The organism is Collinsella sp. TF06-26, from assembly GCF_002232035.1.
Classification (GTDB): Bacteria; Actinomycetota; Coriobacteriia; order Coriobacteriales; family Coriobacteriaceae; genus Collinsella.
The window spans coordinates 49,135-64,051 of record NZ_NKXR01000009.1; the positions used below are offsets into that span (position 1 = coordinate 49,135).

The window sequence follows — 14,917 nt, forward strand, 5'->3', positions numbered from 1 at the left end:
CATGGGCAATAGGCAATCTTGACCGATTACCGATTTCTCACCTGGCTACACAAAGCGGTACCATATATACGGCGAGGTGCGAGGGGCTGAAACATCTTATGAAAGATCAAGAATCTTTTTATGATCATGTGCGAGCTGGCGAGAGCAAGCTCAACGATCTCGAAAGCGAGATCATGCGCTACATCATCGAGCTGCGTGATGATATTGACGATGTCACGCTTAAGAGCGTTGCTGAACGGTTCTTCGTCGCTCCCAATACAATCGTCAGGCTTGCCCATAAGCTTGGCTTCTCGGGGTTTACGGAGCTCAAACAATCGTATTCCGCCTCGCTCGACCGCAATCGATTCACTATCGAGGCACTTCCTCTTGATACCCAGCTCGTACAGACCAAAGATCTGCTTAACGACCGGGTCATCGATTCGGTTGTGAGTCTTATCCAGGACGCCTCGCATATCGTGTTCTTCTGCTCGGGTTTTTCGAAGTACCCGTGCCTCGAAATGGCTGAAAAGCTCAAAATAATGGGCAAGAATACCGACACGCTCAGTGAACGCCACGTCATGAGGCATTACGCAGAACTGCTTGGCAAAAACGACCTGGTCTTCAGCGTTTCAGTCAGCGGTGAGACGCAGGTGTCTATTGACGCCACATCGATAGCCAAAACGCGCGGATGCAAGGTCGTCACGCTCACCGGCTTTTCTCGAAATTCTCTCTCGAAACTAGCCGACTACCCCATCTACACCGTGCAAAAAGAAATCCGCTTGGGCAGCATGGACCTCGACAGTCGATTGATGTTCTATTACGTTTTCGAATTGATATTTGAGCGTTACTTCAAACTGGCCAAGAAATAAAACTTGGCATGCGTCCGGCTTCGACCCTTTAGCAGCCTTCTATATGAAAGGTATCGTCCTATGCAACGCGTACTGTTTATCTGTCATGGGAACATCTGCCGCTCGACGATGGCTGAGTCCGTGTTTACCGAGCTGGTGCGCCGCGCTGGGCGCGCGGGCGAGTTTGTCATCGATTCTGCAGTGACCTCGACCGAGGAGATCGGCAACCCGCCGCACCACGGTACCGTTGCCAAGCTACGCGAGGTCGGAATCCCCGTCGTCGCCCACCGCGCGCGCCAGGTGCGTCGCGCGGAGTATGGCGACTGGGATCGCATTGTCTATATGGATGCTGAGAACGCGCGCGGCCTGCGTCGCATCTTTGGCGACGACCCCGACGGCAGGATTACGCGCTTGCTCGACTGGACCGATCGCCCCGGCGACGTGGCCGATCCCTGGTATACCGGCAATTTCGATGCCACCTACCGCGACGTGCTCGCCGGTTGCGCCGCTATGCTCGAGCAGCTGTAGGTTCGCGGAGGCACGAACCTCGCGAGCCGCGTCATCGGCATACAGATCGAGCGTGGATTTTCTCCCACTTTGAGCATTCAAGTGCGCTCTAGACGGGAGAAAATCCACGCTCATTATCTCGGATAGCGGATGCGACAAAGGCACTATCCCTTTGTCGCGTCGGGGACTGTCCCTAGACCGGCTTGACCTCCAGCTTTATCCCCTCGGCACAGGAGTCACCCAAAACATCCGAAAGGGCCCAGGTCGCATATAGCGGCAAATAAAGAACAGCTCCGCTGCGTTCAACGTTGCCTCTCGAGAAAACAATCCCGAGCCTTACACCATATTCGGCCGTATCAAGCACATGGCCGAGCGCGGCGTGCGCGTGGTAATAGGAACCCGATTTAACCTCGATCGGAACAGCTGTTCCATCCGGTCCGTCGACCACAAAGTCCACTTCGCCGCGCTTCTTTGTCTGATAGTAGTAAAGCTGGCGATTTTGGGCAGCCAGCTGCTGGGCCACCACGTTTTCGTAAATACCGCCCAGATTGGGTTCCTTGCTATCAAGATACGCCGCCTGGGCGACGCCAACGGGGTAGCGCGCCATCAACATGCCCGTATCCGATTGGTATAGCTTGAACTGCGATGGCCGTGCCGTCTTGAGCAGGGGCGACTTTGGCTCGGTTACGATATCCGCCTTGAGAGCAACGCCGGCATCGACAAGCCAGACAAAATCTCGCTGGTACTTGTCGTAATGCGCCTTGGGGTCAATGGAATTGAGCACGAAGCGTTTGTTTTCGCCCTCGAGCATAATAGGGAGCTGATCGTAAATGCTCTGCACCTGAAGGGCTCGCCCGCTTGCATACTTGGAGATATCCCGCCGGTACTGTTCGTTGAGCTCTGACTGTAGCTGACGAACAGAGGCAAGGTCGCCCCGCGTGTCAAGGAAACGCTGCACGACCTCTGGCATTCCACCGACAACGGTATAGGTCCTGAAGTTTGCCATCATCGCGTCGTGAATGTAATCAGGAATGGGCTTCTCGCTGATACACGCGTCGCGTATCGTTTGGCGAGCTCCCTCGCTCACCCCGATCGCCCAGCAAAACTCCTCAAAATCGAGCGGGAACATCCTAAGCTCGTGAACATATCCCACGGGATAGGACCTAACGCCCTTGAACTGGGTCCCGAGCATTGACCCCGAAAACGCCCAGCGGCACCTCCCGTCCTCAACAAGGAACTTTGCCATCGTCATGATGTCGGGGGCCTCTTGGACCTCATCGATAAACACGAGCGTTTTGCCCGGTGCTATCGGCTTTCCCGAGAGAAGCGTCACCCTGCTGATGAAATCGTCGGCATCCCGTGCCTCGAGAAGAGCATCTTTTGCCTGGCGATTTTCCGCGAGATTGAGCTCGATATAGGTTGCGTAGTTTGACTTACCGAACTCGCGAATCGAGTAGCTCTTACCGATTTGGCGAGAACCCGTGACGAACAACGCCTTTCGTTCAATGGATCTCTGCCAACAATCAAGCTCATCAGCGATTTTCCTGCGCAACATAAGCTCTCCCATCGCCTCGATAAATGAAATGCAGATATTTATATCGACTATTATCGATGAAATGCAGAGATTTTTAGTACCGAAATTTGATGAAATGCAGAAATTTGAGCTTACTCGCGCATAGAACAACGACGCGTGCGCCTAAGCATGGGCATAAGTGAGGTCGGGATTCTCGCATACAAATCGAGCGAGGACTATCTCCCACTTTGAGTGCGAAATTGCGCCCAAAACGGGAGATAATCCACGCTCGATATTTCGACGGGAGAAAATCCACGCTCATCTATTCGTCGACGATCTCGGCAAGCCAGACGTTGAGGGTGTCGACCTCGGGGCAGCAGAACTTTGCCGTACCAGGCTCGTTGCCAGGCACGGTTCCGCCATAGCGCAGGATATCAATATAGGGAAAGCCCACATGGCAGGCCATGGCGCACATCTTGCCGCGGTCTCGGTCGAAGTCAAAGACGTCGCCTGGCTTGTGACCATGGTGGCAGCGGCACGCACCCAGCTGGTCCACGCAGCTCACGCGGATACGCGGACGCTTGCCACGCGGCGCGCCGAGCGGCTTGTTCTCGCCCGCAGGCTTGACGCCGCCCTCGCCAGCGTTACTCATGGTCGATCACGTCCAGGCAGGCCTCGATGGGCAGGCCGGCCGACTTGTCCTCTTGGTCGGCATTGCGTTCGATAAGCTCAGCCACCACACGCATGGCATCGGACGTCGCGCGCTGCAGACTCCAACCTGCCATAACGCGGCCGACGAGCACCGCCGAGAACGTGTCGCCCGTGCCCGGGAAATAGACCGGAATGAGCTCAAAGGGAATCGTGAAGTACTCCCCCGCTACATGGTCGTAACCGATAACCGCGTTCGTGCCATTGACCACGGCGCTCGTAATGACCACCGACCTGGCACCCAACTCGCGCACGGCGTCCACAAGGGCGCGGGCCTCATCGGGCGTGATCTGCTCTGCAATAGGCGTATCGGCGAGCAGACAGGCCTCGGTGTAGTTGGGCACCGCGTAGTCTGCGCACTCCAGCAGGTGCCGCATGAGGCCAATCGTGGACTCGGGCACGCCGGCATAGAGCTTGCCGTTGTCACCCATGATGGGATCGACGAACACCTTGGTGCCCTTTTGCGCACGGCGGTGGCAAAAGTCCGAGATGATGCGCGTCTCTTCCTCGGTCACGATAAAGCCGGTCGAGATGGCGTCGAACTCAAAGCCGAGCTCTTCCCAGATGGCAAGACTCTGACGCACGTACTCCGTGGTGTCGTGGATGTAGAACTTGGGATAGTTGAGCGTATCGGACACAAGTGCCGTCGGCAGATTGTGGATACGGTAACCCATGTGCGACAGCACCGGCAGCATGGCAGAAAGCGCGACCTTGCCGTAGCCGCACATATCGTTAATCAGCAGCAGCTGAGTGTTCTTCATGAGTGTCCCCCTTGGGTCGGGCGCGGCGGCGCCATAGTGCGACTTAGTGTAGCGCAGGGGACGTTGTGAGCAGAGGCGAGCGGTGCGAAGTGCAAATTGTTGCGGAAAGGTTTCGGAAATGGGGGCTGTTTGCTCCATGGCGGCCTAGTTAATGCTACTCATATAGTGCCATTTCAAAACTATGCCTATTTACTACGTTTAACCGCCCACCTCCAACCACAACAAATTTCGCTCCGACAAAACCGCAGGTAGATAGCTTGCGCTTTTTCAGAAACAGCTGTTGTGGTCGGGGATGCCGGATTCATCGTAGTAATTAGGCATAGTTTTTGGCGAGGCCGCTTCGAAAGGCGTCATCGCAGCCCAAAGTAATCCCTTTTCCTCCGTCCCCAAGGGATCAGATTGCCGCTTAGGAGCGTTTGCAGCGTCGAGCGGTTACGGCGTTTGGTAAAACGCCGCAACTTAATAAGTTTGGTACCTTGACATTCATTTCTTGCACTCCTAGATTAGTTAGGCACAAAACAATTGCACTACCTAACTAAAGAAAGGAGCGACACCATGTGCGATGACCACATCGGCCTCTGCCCCCACACGCCGGGCGGCGACCCCCATGAACCCGCAGATGCGCCCGCGGCACAGTCCCAATCAGACGCGCTCGCCAAGCACATCCTAAACGGGCTGGGCTTCTGCGGCCACTTTCTGCACTTTCACGGTGGCGGTGCCTCGGGAAAGGCGCCCATCGTCTGCCTGCTCGCCAAGCAGCCAAACGGCGAGATGTCACAGCAGGAACTAGGCCTGCACTTTGATCTTAAGCCCGGTTCGCTTTCCGAGATTCTCTCCAAGATCGAATGCGCCGGCCTTATCGAGCGCAGCCGCAATCCCAAAGACCGGCGGCAGCTCACCATTCGCCTGACCGAAGCGGGATGGGAAAAGGCCCACGTAGAGCAGGCTGCCCGCCTGCGCTTTAGAGAACGGGCCTTTAGCGCGCTCACCCACGACGAGCGCGAGGACCTCGCCGAAATGCTCGATAAAATCCGCGTAACCTGGGAGGAACTGGATGATTAAAACCCTCATGGGCAGCATCCGCGACTATATGAAAGTCACCGTTGCTACGCCGTTGCTTGTGCTTGGCGAGGTGCTCTGCGAGATGCTGATTCCATTTATCACTGCCAACCTGATCGACGCCATCAAAGACGGCGCCACCGTAGCCGAGATGCTTCCCACCGCAGGCTTTTTGGTGCTCATCGCGCTGACGTCGCTTGCTTTTGGTGCCGCTGCCGGCGTCACCTGCAGCCATGCGAGCTGCGGGTTCGCCAAGAACCTGCGTCACGACCTGTTCTACAAGATCCAGACGTTCAGCTTTGCCAACATCGATGAGTTCTCGAGCTCCTCGCTCGTCACGCGCCTGACCACCGATATCAACAACGTGCAGCAGGCCTTTATGATGATCATCCGTATCGCCGTGCGCGCGCCGCTGGTATTGATTTTCGCCTTTACCATGGCGTTTATCATGGGCGGCAGCGTCGCCATGGTCTACCTGGTCATCATTCCGCTGCTAGGCTTTGGACTGTTCTTTATCATCTTTAAGGTGCGCCCCATCTTCTCGCGCGTGTTCCACAAGTACGACGCCCTTAACGAGTCCGTTGAGGAAAACGTCACCGGCATGCGCGTGGTCAAGAGCTATGTGCGCGAAGACTTTGAGAAGGAGAAGTTCGCGACCGCCGCGCGCGACGTCCAGATGGACTTCACCCGCGCCGAGAAGCTGCTCGCCTTTAACAACCCCATGATGAACATCTGCGTCAACGGCGCGTTTGTCGTCATCATCTACCTGGGCTCCAAGCTCATCATCACGAGCCAGGGCACGCTGTTCGACGTGGGCCAGCTCTCCTCGACCTTTACCTATGGTTTCCAGATTCTCATGAGCCTGATGCAGCTGTCGATGATCTTTGTCATGGTGACCATGGCCGACGAATCGGCACACCGCATTGCCGAGGTGCTGGCCGCCGAGCCCACGATCGCCGGTCCCGCCGAGCCCGTGCTCGAGGTTGCCGACGGTTCCATCGACTTTGACCACGTGAGCTTTAAGTATTCCAAGCATGCGAAGCGCCAGGCGCTCGACGATATCGACCTGCACATTACGAGCGGCGAGACCATCGGCATCATCGGCGGCACCGGCTCGGCCAAGTCCACGCTCGTTAACCTCATCGCCCGCCTGTACGACACCACCGAAGGCGCTGTGCGCGTGGGCGGCGTGGACGTGCGCGACTACGACCTGGACGCGCTGCGTCACCAGGTCGCCATGGTGCTGCAGAAAAACGTGCTGTTTAGCGGCACCATCGCCGAGAACCTGCGTTGGGGCGACCCGAACGCCACCGACGAGGAAGTCCGCGAGGCAGCGCATCTGGCCTGCGCCGACGAGTTTGTCGACGGTTTCCCCAAGGGCTACGACACCTGGATCGAACAGGGCGGCTCCAACGTTTCCGGCGGTCAGAAGCAGCGCCTGTGCATTGCACGCGCCCTGCTGCGTCGCCCCAAGATCTTGATCCTGGACGACTCCACCAGCGCCGTCGACACCAAGACCGACGCCAAGATCCGCGCAGGGCTGGCAAGCTATCTGCCCAACACGACCAAGCTCATCATCGCCCAGCGCATCAGCTCCGTACAGGACGCAGACCGCATCATCGTCATGGAGGGCGGCCGTATCGCGCAGATCGGCAACCATGACGAGCTACTCAAGACGAGCGAGATCTACCGCGAGACCTTTACCTCGCAAAACAAGATGTCTGCCGAGGGCGAAGGGGCCGTCGAGGCCGACACCGAGGCATCCGCAACGCAAGCTCAGACCCAGGAAGGAGGCGAGGCACATGAGTAAGGCAACGACCGCCGAGCGCGCGCTCAACCGTAAGGGCGGCACCATGTCGCGCCTCATCAAGACGCTCTTTGGCTTCTATCCTGTGCTTTTGCCCCTCGTCGTCGCCGGCGTGGTGCTCTGTGCCATCATCAACTCCATCGGCGCGACCTTCCTGCAGAGCGCCCTGCAAATTATTAGCGAATCGTGGCAGTCGGGCGATTGGGAAGCCGCACAGCCCAAGATCGCACAGCTCGTGACCACCCTCGCCTGCATCTACGGCGTCGGCGTCCTGTCCTCGCTCTTCTGGAACCGCGCCATGGCTATTGTCACGCAGGGCTCGCTCGAGAAGCTGCGCGAGATGATGTTCAACCGCATGCAGGACCTGCCGATTCGCTACTTCGACACGCACCAGCGCGGCGACATCATGAGCCACTACACCAACGACATCGACACGCTGCGCCAGATGATCAGCCAGTCGCTGCCCAACCTGCTCATGACGATCATCATCATCGTCACGGTGTTCTTTATCATGCTGTACTACAGCGTGTGGATGTGCCTGGTCATCATCGCCGGCGTCGCCTTTATGACCTTTATGACCAAGCTGCTCGGATCCAACTCCGCGCGCTTCTTCATTGCGCAGCAGACCGAGCTTGGCGTGGTCGAGGGCCATATCGAGGAGGTCATGAACGGCCAGAAGGTCGTCAAGGCGTTCTGCCATGAGTCTGCCGCCGAGGCCGATTTTGACGAGCGCAACGAAAAGCTCTTCGAGGTCTCCCAGAAGGCCAACATGTACGCCAACATCCTCATGCCCATCCTTATGAACCTGGGCAACCTGCTCTACGTGCTGGTCGCACTGGCGGGCGGCATTTTCCTGGCGCTGGGCGTGCCCAACCTGAGTATCTCGGGCATGGCGCTGTCCATCGCCGTCGTGGTGCCGTTCCTCAACATGACCAAGCAGTTCTGCGGACAGATCGGCCAGATCTCGCAGCAGATCAACGCCGTGGTCATGGGCCTCGCCGGCGCCGACCGCATCTTTGAGCTCATCGACGAGAAGCCCGAGGCCGACGAAGGCTACGTGACGCTCGTCAACGCACAGGTGAACCCCGAGACTTGGGAGTTCGAGGAGGCTGACCACCACACCGGCATGTGGGCATGGAAACATCCGCACCGCGCAACCGGCGAGATCGAGTACGTGCCGCTGCGCGGCGATCTGGTTATGAACAACGTGGACTTTGGTTACACGCCCGACCACGAGGTGCTGCACGGCGTGTCTGTGTTTGCCAAGCCGGGCCAGAAGGTCGCGTTTGTCGGCGCAACCGGTGCCGGCAAGACGACCATCACCAACCTCATCAACCGCTTCTACGACATCGCCGACGGCAAGATCCGCTACGACGGCATCAACGTCAACAAGATCCGCAAGGCCGACCTGCGCCGAAGCCTGGGCGTCGTGCTGCAGGACGTGAACCTGTTCACCGGCACCGTGATGGATAACATCCGCTACGGCAACCTAGACGCCACCGACGAGGAGTGCATCGCGGCGGCAAAGCTCGCGGGCGCGGACGACTTTATCACCCGCCTACCCGACGGCTATGACACCATGCTCACCGGCAACGGCGCCCAGCTGTCGCAGGGCCAGCGCCAGCTGATTTCAATCGCGCGCGCCGCCGTCGCCGATCCGCCGGCAATGATTCTGGACGAAGCAACGAGTTCCATCGACACCCGCACCGAGGCCATCGTGCAGGCGGGCATGGACAAGCTCATGGAGGGCCGCACGACGTTTGTCATCGCGCACCGCTTGTCCACCGTGCGCAACTCCGACGCGATCATCTGTCTGGATCACGGCCGCATCATCGAGCGCGGCAACCACGACGAGCTGATCGCCAAGCGCGGGTATTACTACCAGCTGTACACGGGTGCGTTTGAGCTCGAGTAGGACCAGTTACTGACGGAGGGTGCCCCGGGGTCGGCGGGGTAATTCCTCCGTGCTCAAACATTCTCGCTGCACTGCGAAACTGCGCGCGGAGGAAATACCCCGCCGACCCCGGGGCACCCTCCTGCGCGCAATCAGTCCGTCGTTTGGAGCGGAATGAAAGTTAGTGAGGCCCTGGCCGTTTGGCCAGGGCCTCGTTTTGTGGGCTCAGCGGTCCTCGCGTTGCGGCCCAGCTGCCTCGGCTTTCTTTACGCGGTTCTTGTCGATGTACATGTTTTTGTCGGCCTGGGAAAAGAGCTCGCGCATCGTAGGCGGTTCATCATAATCACTAGAAAGCGCATAACCCACTGCATAGCTGATAGGCATGTCAGGGTGAGCCTCAGAATACTCGTTCACATTCACGCGAATCCAAGCGAGACAGGACTCCACGGCGGCTCGATCGGCATCCCACAGCACCGCGATAAACTCATCGCCGCCGTCGCGGCCCACAAAGCAGGTCTCGGACGCCACGCGCCCCAGCTGATGGGCAAAAGAACGGATGTATTCGTCACCCTTCTCGTGGCCAAAGCGGTTATTGACCGTATGCAGATTGTTAAGATCGAAGACACACAGCGCAACGGGCGCTTCAGCGGAAACGGGATGCTCCTGGCCCAAGATTTCCTCGCACTTGTTCTTGTTGGGCAGTCCCGTAGCTTCGTCGAGATAAACTTTGCTCTGCAGCTCGCGATTGAGTGCGGCAGTGCGCACCGCGCGAACAAGTTCGACCGCAAAGGTCGCCACCAAGCCCACGATGTCGATGATCACCAAGCCCTCGAGATAGTTGAGCGCCGTAGCCTTCTCCTGGGAGTAGTCCTCAGCGAGCCTCGTGGCGTCGTCACAAATACCAAAGAACTCCTCGCTCATGGCGATGATGTCGGTGTTCTCGTAGCCGACTTCGCGCACGCGGGCAATCTCGGTTCGAAGCTCGTCAAAATAGCCCGCGAGTTCGGTCATCTTTGCCTGATACTCATCGTCATCCAGACGGACGAGATTGAGGTCGTCGCTTCCGTAGCGCAAACCATTAATGTATGAATCAACGGCCTTGAGCAGGTCGTCTTGTGGCTGGCCTGCGTCCTCGAGCTTAACGATTCGCTGCGTGGTGCCGCGCACCAGACCGGCGTAGTTGACCACGCGCGCCGTGCCCTGGATGTCGGAGACGAGCAGCATAACATTGATGAAGAAGAAGATGAGAACTGCCGTGAGCGCCATCATGAGAAGGCGCACCGCCTGGCTGACCTTCTTGGCAACAGAAGCATTCACAAGCTCACTCTCCAAATGGTAAAAGCGCAGATAGCGCGCAGTGTGCCGAAATTCACGCGCGGACAACTCTACCATGATGGACCGAGAGCCTCAAACTTGATGCAGCCTATGGGGCGCAGCTTTGGGAGCGATTCCACCGCGTAGAGGGGCAAGTCGATGATTGCACCGTCCCGAGATGGCTTACCCGCCGAAAAACGAATGGCCAAATCATAACCAAATCGCTTAATACTCGCCGCCAGGCTCTTCGCCTTAAGGTTGGTCCCCGACTTCACCTCGACGGGAACCGCACGCGCCCCTGTGGGTTTTGGCAGTTTTCATAGGGAAAAGGTAAGAAAACATGGCAGTTTTCATAGGGAAAGCGGGCTTTCTGTGGCTATTTTCTCACGCATCCGTTGTGGGTCTTCTTTTTTACCAGGGGACTAGGGCTCGTTTTATGTGGGTGTTTTGACTGGCAGGTGCTGCATATTATTCGTATAATTTATCGTAAGTTCCCGTACATCGATTGGAGCCTTACATGCCCGCCATTAAACCTGTTTCCGATTTGCGCAATTACAACGAGGTGCTCTCCGATGTCCACGAGGGCTCCCCGGTGTTCCTGACCAAAAACGGGCACGGTTGCTACGCGGTGCTCGACATGAAAGATTACGACCGGTTTTGCGCCATCAGCACGCTGATGTCGGAGCTTGAGCGCGGGCGCAGCTCGGGTGATGAGAGCGGATGGGTCTCGTCGGACAACGTCGCCGCACACTTCCGCCGCAAGGCCGCAAACCATGCATAGCTGCGAGGTCGTCTACTCTCCGCTGGCTCTGCAAGATCTCGACGACATCTGGGACTACATTGCCGTCGAAAAGGACAATCCCGCAGCAGCTGATAGGATCGTAGGGGGCATTCTCGCTCGGATAGACCTGCTCTCCAGCTTCCCCGAGTCTGGTACACCACTCTCCTCGATCTATCCCCTACGCTCCGATTACCGGTTCGTGGTCTGTGACAACCATCTCGCGTTTTACCGTTTTCACCAGAAGGTCTATATCGACCGCGTCCTCCACAGAAAGCGCGATTACCTGCAGGTGCTACTTGCCGAATAAACAGGCCCCGATATAATTCGACCCCTTATCCGGGACCATGCCCGATGCAGCTAAAAAGCCCCGTCCTAAATGAGCTAGTTGAGGAGTTGGGCCATGGCGTTGACGAATTTTTGGACTTGGAGGGTGGGCTCGAGCGGGTAGTGCAGAAAGACCGGCACCTCGCGGCCGCACAGAAACGGCACGCCCACAAAGGCCGGGTGCACGCCCGACCACGCTCCGCAGGTGAGCACCGCGTCACCCTTTTCCTCCGCATCGTTAAAGAGCGCAAAGTCGAAGCTATCCACGTCGATCACGTCCACACCGCCGTCGGCCAACAGGTCGATGCGCAGGCTGTCCATAGCGTCGTTGCCGTGACGGAGCACGCGCAGGCGCATGCCCTCCAGGTCGGCAACCGTGATGCGCGTCTTGCGCGCAAGCGGGCTCGTGCGCGGCACATCAATATAAAACGGTACGTTGACGATAAGGAGCTTTTGGCAGGCGTCGCCCCAGCGCGGGGTCGAAAAACTCGACTGCACCACATCCACTTCGCGACCAAGACTGCGCATGACGGCCTCGCGCTCATCGTAGAGGTCACTCACCGGCACAATCTCAAAGCGCAGCGACGGCTCCAACTCGTGCACACTCGACCACATCGACAGCGTCTGGCGCCCCGGGCACATCATCGACACGCCCAGGCGCACGGCGCCGCCATCGCCCGCCGCGCGTCGGGCGCGGCGCAACGCATCCTCAGACTGGCGCATAATCGATCGCGCATCGTCCACCAGCAAAGCGCCCGCCGGCGTCACCTTGACGCCCGAATGTGAGCGCTCGAACAATGTAATGCCAAACTCGGCCTCGAATCCTGACACCTGTTTGACGAGCGCTGGTGTCGACACGCGCAGTTTTGCCGCCGCACGCGAGAAGCTTCCCAGCTCCGCGGCGGCCGTTATGGCCTCGAGTCGCCGATCGTACACGTCAATCTCCCGTTTCCAGAGGTATGGCCATGCGCTGCCAAAGGGGGTCGTTTTGGCAGGTCACACACTCAATTAAGAACAAATCTTCTTGCAAGCTATAAACCATTAGTTTACGCCATTCTAACAAATATGCAATTCACCTGCGCAAATCCAAAGCATACGATAACCAGCGAAAACCACGTGGGTCGATTAATGGGAGCGACCCACCGGGAGGCACAAGAAGGGAAGTTCCTATGAGCAATTGGCTTAAGCTCGAGGGCGATGTATGCGCCGTTACCGGCGCACTCGGCGGCATGGGCGTCGAGATTTGCCGAGAGTTCGCCCGCAACGGCGCCAACGTCGTCCTGCTCGACCTAGACGAGGAAAAGGTCAAGGCCGCAGCCGCCGACCTCGCCGCCGAGTTTGGTATCCATGCCGAGGGCTACAAGATGAACGCCTGCAACGAGGGCGAGGTTCAGGCCGCCGTCGACGCCACCATCGCCGACTTCGGCCGCGTCGACGTCCTCGTCAACACCGCCGGCATCCTGCGCTTCGCAGCCATGGAGGACCTGCCGTTGAGTGACTGGAACGACGTCATCAACGTCAACCTTACCGGCTACTTCATCACCTCGCAGCGCTTTGGTCGCGAGATGATCAAGGCTGGTCAGGGTCGCCTGGTGCACATCTCGACCGTTGCCAGCCACTCCCCCGAGACGTTCTCGGGCGTGTACAGCTCCACCAAGGCGGGCGTCAACATGATGTCGAAGATGTTGGCTGCCGAGTGGGGTCCCTACGGCGTGCGTTCCAATTGCGTCGAGCCCTGCTTTGTTAAGACCCCCATGTCGGCGAGCTTTTACGCCGACCCCGAGGTCGAGAAGAGCCGCAGCCGTCTCATCGCCACGCGCCGCATCGGCGAGGTCAGCGATATCGCCAACGCCGTCATGTTCCTGGCGTCCAAGCGCTCGGACTTTACCACCGGCGACGCCATCAAGGTCGACGGCGGTTTCTCCAATATGATGGGCGACCTCACCGCCAAGCCCGGCGGCCGTCGAGCCTTTGCCGACAACTACCTCAAGAACAAGGGCGTCGAGCTTTGGTCCGACGAGTCCGGCGTCGCAAAACCGACCGACCAGTAAACCAGCCTGCCAGGGAGGCCCCGCGGACGCACCCGCCCCTCCCCCGCATCGATTAGAAAGAGTCCAATGGCTTCCACCAACTCCAACAAGGGTCGCGCCGCCGTGCTTTCCGCCGCGTGCGTCACCATGTTCTTCATCAGCTCCATCGCGCTGTATTCCGTCGTGAGCAAAAATCTGCTCGCCGTCTACCCCGAGTGGTCGAGCGCCCTCACCTGGGCTTTCCCGGTCTTTCAGACCATCATGGCCGTGACGGGTATTTTCGCCGGCCGCATCTCCGATAAGATCGGCCCCCGCAACGTCGTGATCGCCGCCGCCGTGTGCTACGGCCTGGGCTGGTTCATGTCCGGCACCGTCACCGAGCCGTGGCAGTTCTACCTGTGGTTCTCGCTCGTCGCCGCCATCGGCAACGGCCTGGGCTACAACCCCGCGCTCACCACCGGTCAAAAGTGGTTCATCGACAAGAAGGGCCTCGCCTCCGGCATCACCCTGGCCGCTTCGACCGCCGGCCCCGCCGTGCTGTCCCCGGTGCTCGCCTCGCTGCTCATCCCGAGCCTCGGCATCTTTGGCGCCCTCAAGGCACTCGGCGTCATCTTCTTTGTGATGATCGCCGCCTCCGCCCTGTTCCTGAAGGCCCCCGAGGCCGGCTGGCTGCCCGAGGGCTTCGAGGCCCCCAAGGGTGGCGCGCACGCCGGCACCTTCGGCGACCTCACCCCGGGCGAGATGGTCAAGACCCCGCGCTTCTGGGTCCTCATCATCACCTTCGCCTTTGCCGCCACCGCCGGCACCCTGCTCGTGGGCAAGGTTGCCTCCATCGCCGCCGTCCAGCTCTTCGCCGACCCCACGAGCGCCGCGGCCGTCGCCCTCGGCGGTGTGGTGGTCTCCGTCAACACCTGCGCCAACCTGGTCGGCCGTCTGTCCTTTGGCCAGATCATCGACAAGCTCGGCGCCTACAAGTCGCTGCTCATCAGCCTTGTCGTCACCATCGTCGCGCTCGTCATCATGTCGATAAGCTTTACGCAGAGCATGTTCTTTGTGGCACTCGCCCTGCTCGGCTTTAGCTTTGGCGCCCTGCTCGTCATCTACCCGCCGCTCACCGGTGGCGCCTTCGGTACCAGCAACATCGGCGTCAACTACGGCATCATGTTCCTGGGCTACGCCGCTTCTACCTGGATCAGCCAGCCCATCACTGCCGTGCTGTATCACGCTGAGGCCGGCAGCGCCGCCTACCAGCAGTCCTTCTACGGCGCCATCGTGATCGCCGCCATCGCCGTCGTGCTCACCGTCTACATGATGGTCTCCGACAGCAAGAAGAAGTCCGCCTAGTTTTGCTTGACGCGGCAAGGGCCGTTCTCTTGCCGCATTCCACCGGTC

14 protein-coding genes are annotated in these 14,917 nt (G+C 58.8%); 9 read left to right on the plus strand and 5 right to left on the minus strand.

Annotation, left to right across the window (positions count from 1 at the left end):
* Window positions 1–98 precede the first annotated feature (98 nt).
* Together CHY22_RS06405 and CHY22_RS06410 are read left to right on the plus strand one after the other, a co-directional pair.
* Window positions 99–848, plus strand: coding sequence for a MurR/RpiR family transcriptional regulator (locus tag CHY22_RS06405; RefSeq protein ID WP_117757480.1), 750 nt, complete (start codon window positions 99–101; stop codon window positions 846–848).
* Window positions 849–908: 60 nt separating this feature from the next.
* On the plus strand, window positions 909–1,355 hold the full coding sequence (locus CHY22_RS06410; protein WP_089573129.1) for a low molecular weight protein-tyrosine-phosphatase: 447 nt from the start codon (window positions 909–911) through the stop codon (window positions 1,353–1,355).
* A gap of 172 nt (window positions 1,356–1,527) precedes the next feature.
* Here CHY22_RS06410 and CHY22_RS06415 read toward each other — a convergent pair whose 3' ends face one another.
* From CHY22_RS06415 to CHY22_RS06425, 3 genes are all read right to left on the minus strand, one after another.
* On the minus strand, window positions 1,528–2,889 hold the full coding sequence (locus CHY22_RS06415; RefSeq protein WP_089573130.1) for an ATP-binding protein: 1,362 nt from the start codon (window positions 2,887–2,889) through the stop codon (window positions 1,528–1,530).
* A 280-nt stretch (window positions 2,890–3,169) separates the two neighbouring features.
* Entirely contained in the window at window positions 3,170–3,499 is a 330-nt protein-coding gene (locus CHY22_RS06420) for a TIGR04076 family protein (protein ID WP_192934641.1), read from the minus strand.
* Window positions 3,492–4,316 (minus strand): PfkB family carbohydrate kinase, encoded by an 825-nt coding sequence (locus tag CHY22_RS06425; protein ID WP_089573131.1) that lies wholly within the window; start codon window positions 4,314–4,316, stop codon window positions 3,492–3,494. Before CHY22_RS06425 ends, CHY22_RS06420 begins: the two co-directional genes overlap by 8 nt.
* Before the next feature lie 555 nt (window positions 4,317–4,871).
* On the opposite strand from CHY22_RS06425, the gene CHY22_RS06430 reads away from it, so the two are divergent.
* From CHY22_RS06430 to CHY22_RS06440, 3 genes are read left to right on the plus strand one after another with little or no spacing between them, the layout of a single operon-like run.
* Entirely contained in the window at window positions 4,872–5,378 is a 507-nt protein-coding gene (locus CHY22_RS06430; protein WP_089573132.1) for a MarR family winged helix-turn-helix transcriptional regulator, read from the plus strand.
* Window positions 5,371–7,185, plus strand: a complete 1,815-nt coding sequence (locus CHY22_RS06435; protein ID WP_089573133.1) for an ABC transporter ATP-binding protein — start codon at window positions 5,371–5,373, stop codon at window positions 7,183–7,185. The genes CHY22_RS06430 and CHY22_RS06435 overlap by 8 nt, the downstream gene beginning before the upstream one ends.
* Window positions 7,178–9,097 carry an ABC transporter ATP-binding protein gene (locus tag CHY22_RS06440; protein WP_089573134.1) on the plus strand — a complete coding sequence of 640 codons (1,920 nt, stop codon included), beginning with the start codon at window positions 7,178–7,180 and terminating at the stop codon, window positions 9,095–9,097. Before CHY22_RS06435 ends, CHY22_RS06440 begins: the two co-directional genes overlap by 8 nt.
* A 204-nt stretch (window positions 9,098–9,301) precedes the next feature.
* Here the strand turns inward: CHY22_RS06440 and CHY22_RS06445 are convergent, their stop codons facing one another.
* Entirely contained in the window at window positions 9,302–10,393 is a 1,092-nt protein-coding gene (locus tag CHY22_RS06445; RefSeq protein ID WP_199408755.1) for a GGDEF domain-containing protein, read from the minus strand.
* A gap of 514 nt (window positions 10,394–10,907) precedes the next feature.
* Here CHY22_RS06445 and CHY22_RS06450 point away from each other — a divergent pair.
* Both CHY22_RS06450 and CHY22_RS06455 read left to right on the plus strand, forming a co-directional pair.
* On the plus strand, window positions 10,908–11,171 hold the full coding sequence (locus CHY22_RS06450; protein ID WP_089573135.1) for a prevent-host-death protein: 264 nt from the start codon (window positions 10,908–10,910) through the stop codon (window positions 11,169–11,171).
* The gene (locus tag CHY22_RS06455; RefSeq protein ID WP_158551174.1) at window positions 11,164–11,478 is read left to right on the plus strand and encodes a type II toxin-antitoxin system RelE/ParE family toxin; all 315 of its coding nucleotides are present in this window, start codon (window positions 11,164–11,166) and stop codon (window positions 11,476–11,478) included. The genes CHY22_RS06450 and CHY22_RS06455 overlap by 8 nt, the downstream gene beginning before the upstream one ends.
* A gap of 74 nt (window positions 11,479–11,552) precedes the next feature.
* Here the strand turns inward: CHY22_RS06455 and CHY22_RS06460 are convergent, their stop codons facing one another.
* Window positions 11,553–12,431 carry a LysR family transcriptional regulator gene (locus CHY22_RS06460; RefSeq protein WP_089573137.1) on the minus strand — a complete coding sequence of 293 codons (879 nt, stop codon included), beginning with the start codon at window positions 12,429–12,431 and terminating at the stop codon, window positions 11,553–11,555.
* Window positions 12,432–12,664: 233 nt separating this feature from the next.
* Here CHY22_RS06460 and CHY22_RS06465 point away from each other — a divergent pair, with 233 nt between their 5' ends.
* Together CHY22_RS06465 and CHY22_RS06470 are read left to right on the plus strand one after the other, a co-directional pair.
* Entirely contained in the window at window positions 12,665–13,546 is an 882-nt protein-coding gene (locus tag CHY22_RS06465) for an SDR family oxidoreductase (protein WP_089573138.1), read from the plus strand.
* 66 nt (window positions 13,547–13,612) lie between these two features.
* A complete protein-coding gene (locus tag CHY22_RS06470) occupies window positions 13,613–14,869 on the plus strand; it encodes an MFS transporter (RefSeq protein ID WP_089573139.1) in 1,257 nt (418 codons plus the stop codon).
* Window positions 14,870–14,917: the final 48 nt, after the last annotated feature.

Bases quoted from the DNA above. Each gene is read 5' to 3' on its own strand.
- CHY22_RS06415 (WP_089573130.1), bottom strand. From the start codon at position 2,889: ATGTTGCGCAGGAAAATCGCTGATGAGCTTGATTGTTGGCAGAGATCC.
- CHY22_RS06455 (WP_158551174.1), top strand. From the start codon at position 11,164: ATGCATAGCTGCGAGGTCGTCTACTCTCCGCTGGCTCTGCAAGATCTC.
- CHY22_RS06405 (WP_117757480.1), top strand. From the start codon at position 99: ATGAAAGATCAAGAATCTTTTTATGATCATGTGCGAGCTGGCGAGAGC.
- CHY22_RS06435 (WP_089573133.1), top strand. From the start codon at position 5,371: ATGATTAAAACCCTCATGGGCAGCATCCGCGACTATATGAAAGTCACC.
- CHY22_RS06420 (WP_192934641.1), bottom strand. From the start codon at position 3,499: ATGAGTAACGCTGGCGAGGGCGGCGTCAAGCCTGCGGGCGAGAACAAG.
- CHY22_RS06450 (WP_089573135.1), top strand. From the start codon at position 10,908: ATGCCCGCCATTAAACCTGTTTCCGATTTGCGCAATTACAACGAGGTG.
- CHY22_RS06410 (WP_089573129.1), top strand. From the start codon at position 909: ATGCAACGCGTACTGTTTATCTGTCATGGGAACATCTGCCGCTCGACG.
- CHY22_RS06470 (WP_089573139.1), top strand. From the start codon at position 13,613: ATGGCTTCCACCAACTCCAACAAGGGTCGCGCCGCCGTGCTTTCCGCC.
- CHY22_RS06430 (WP_089573132.1), top strand. From the start codon at position 4,872: ATGTGCGATGACCACATCGGCCTCTGCCCCCACACGCCGGGCGGCGAC.
- CHY22_RS06465 (WP_089573138.1), top strand. From the start codon at position 12,665: ATGAGCAATTGGCTTAAGCTCGAGGGCGATGTATGCGCCGTTACCGGC.
- CHY22_RS06425 (WP_089573131.1), bottom strand. From the start codon at position 4,316: ATGAAGAACACTCAGCTGCTGCTGATTAACGATATGTGCGGCTACGGC.
- CHY22_RS06440 (WP_089573134.1), top strand. From the start codon at position 7,178: ATGAGTAAGGCAACGACCGCCGAGCGCGCGCTCAACCGTAAGGGCGGC.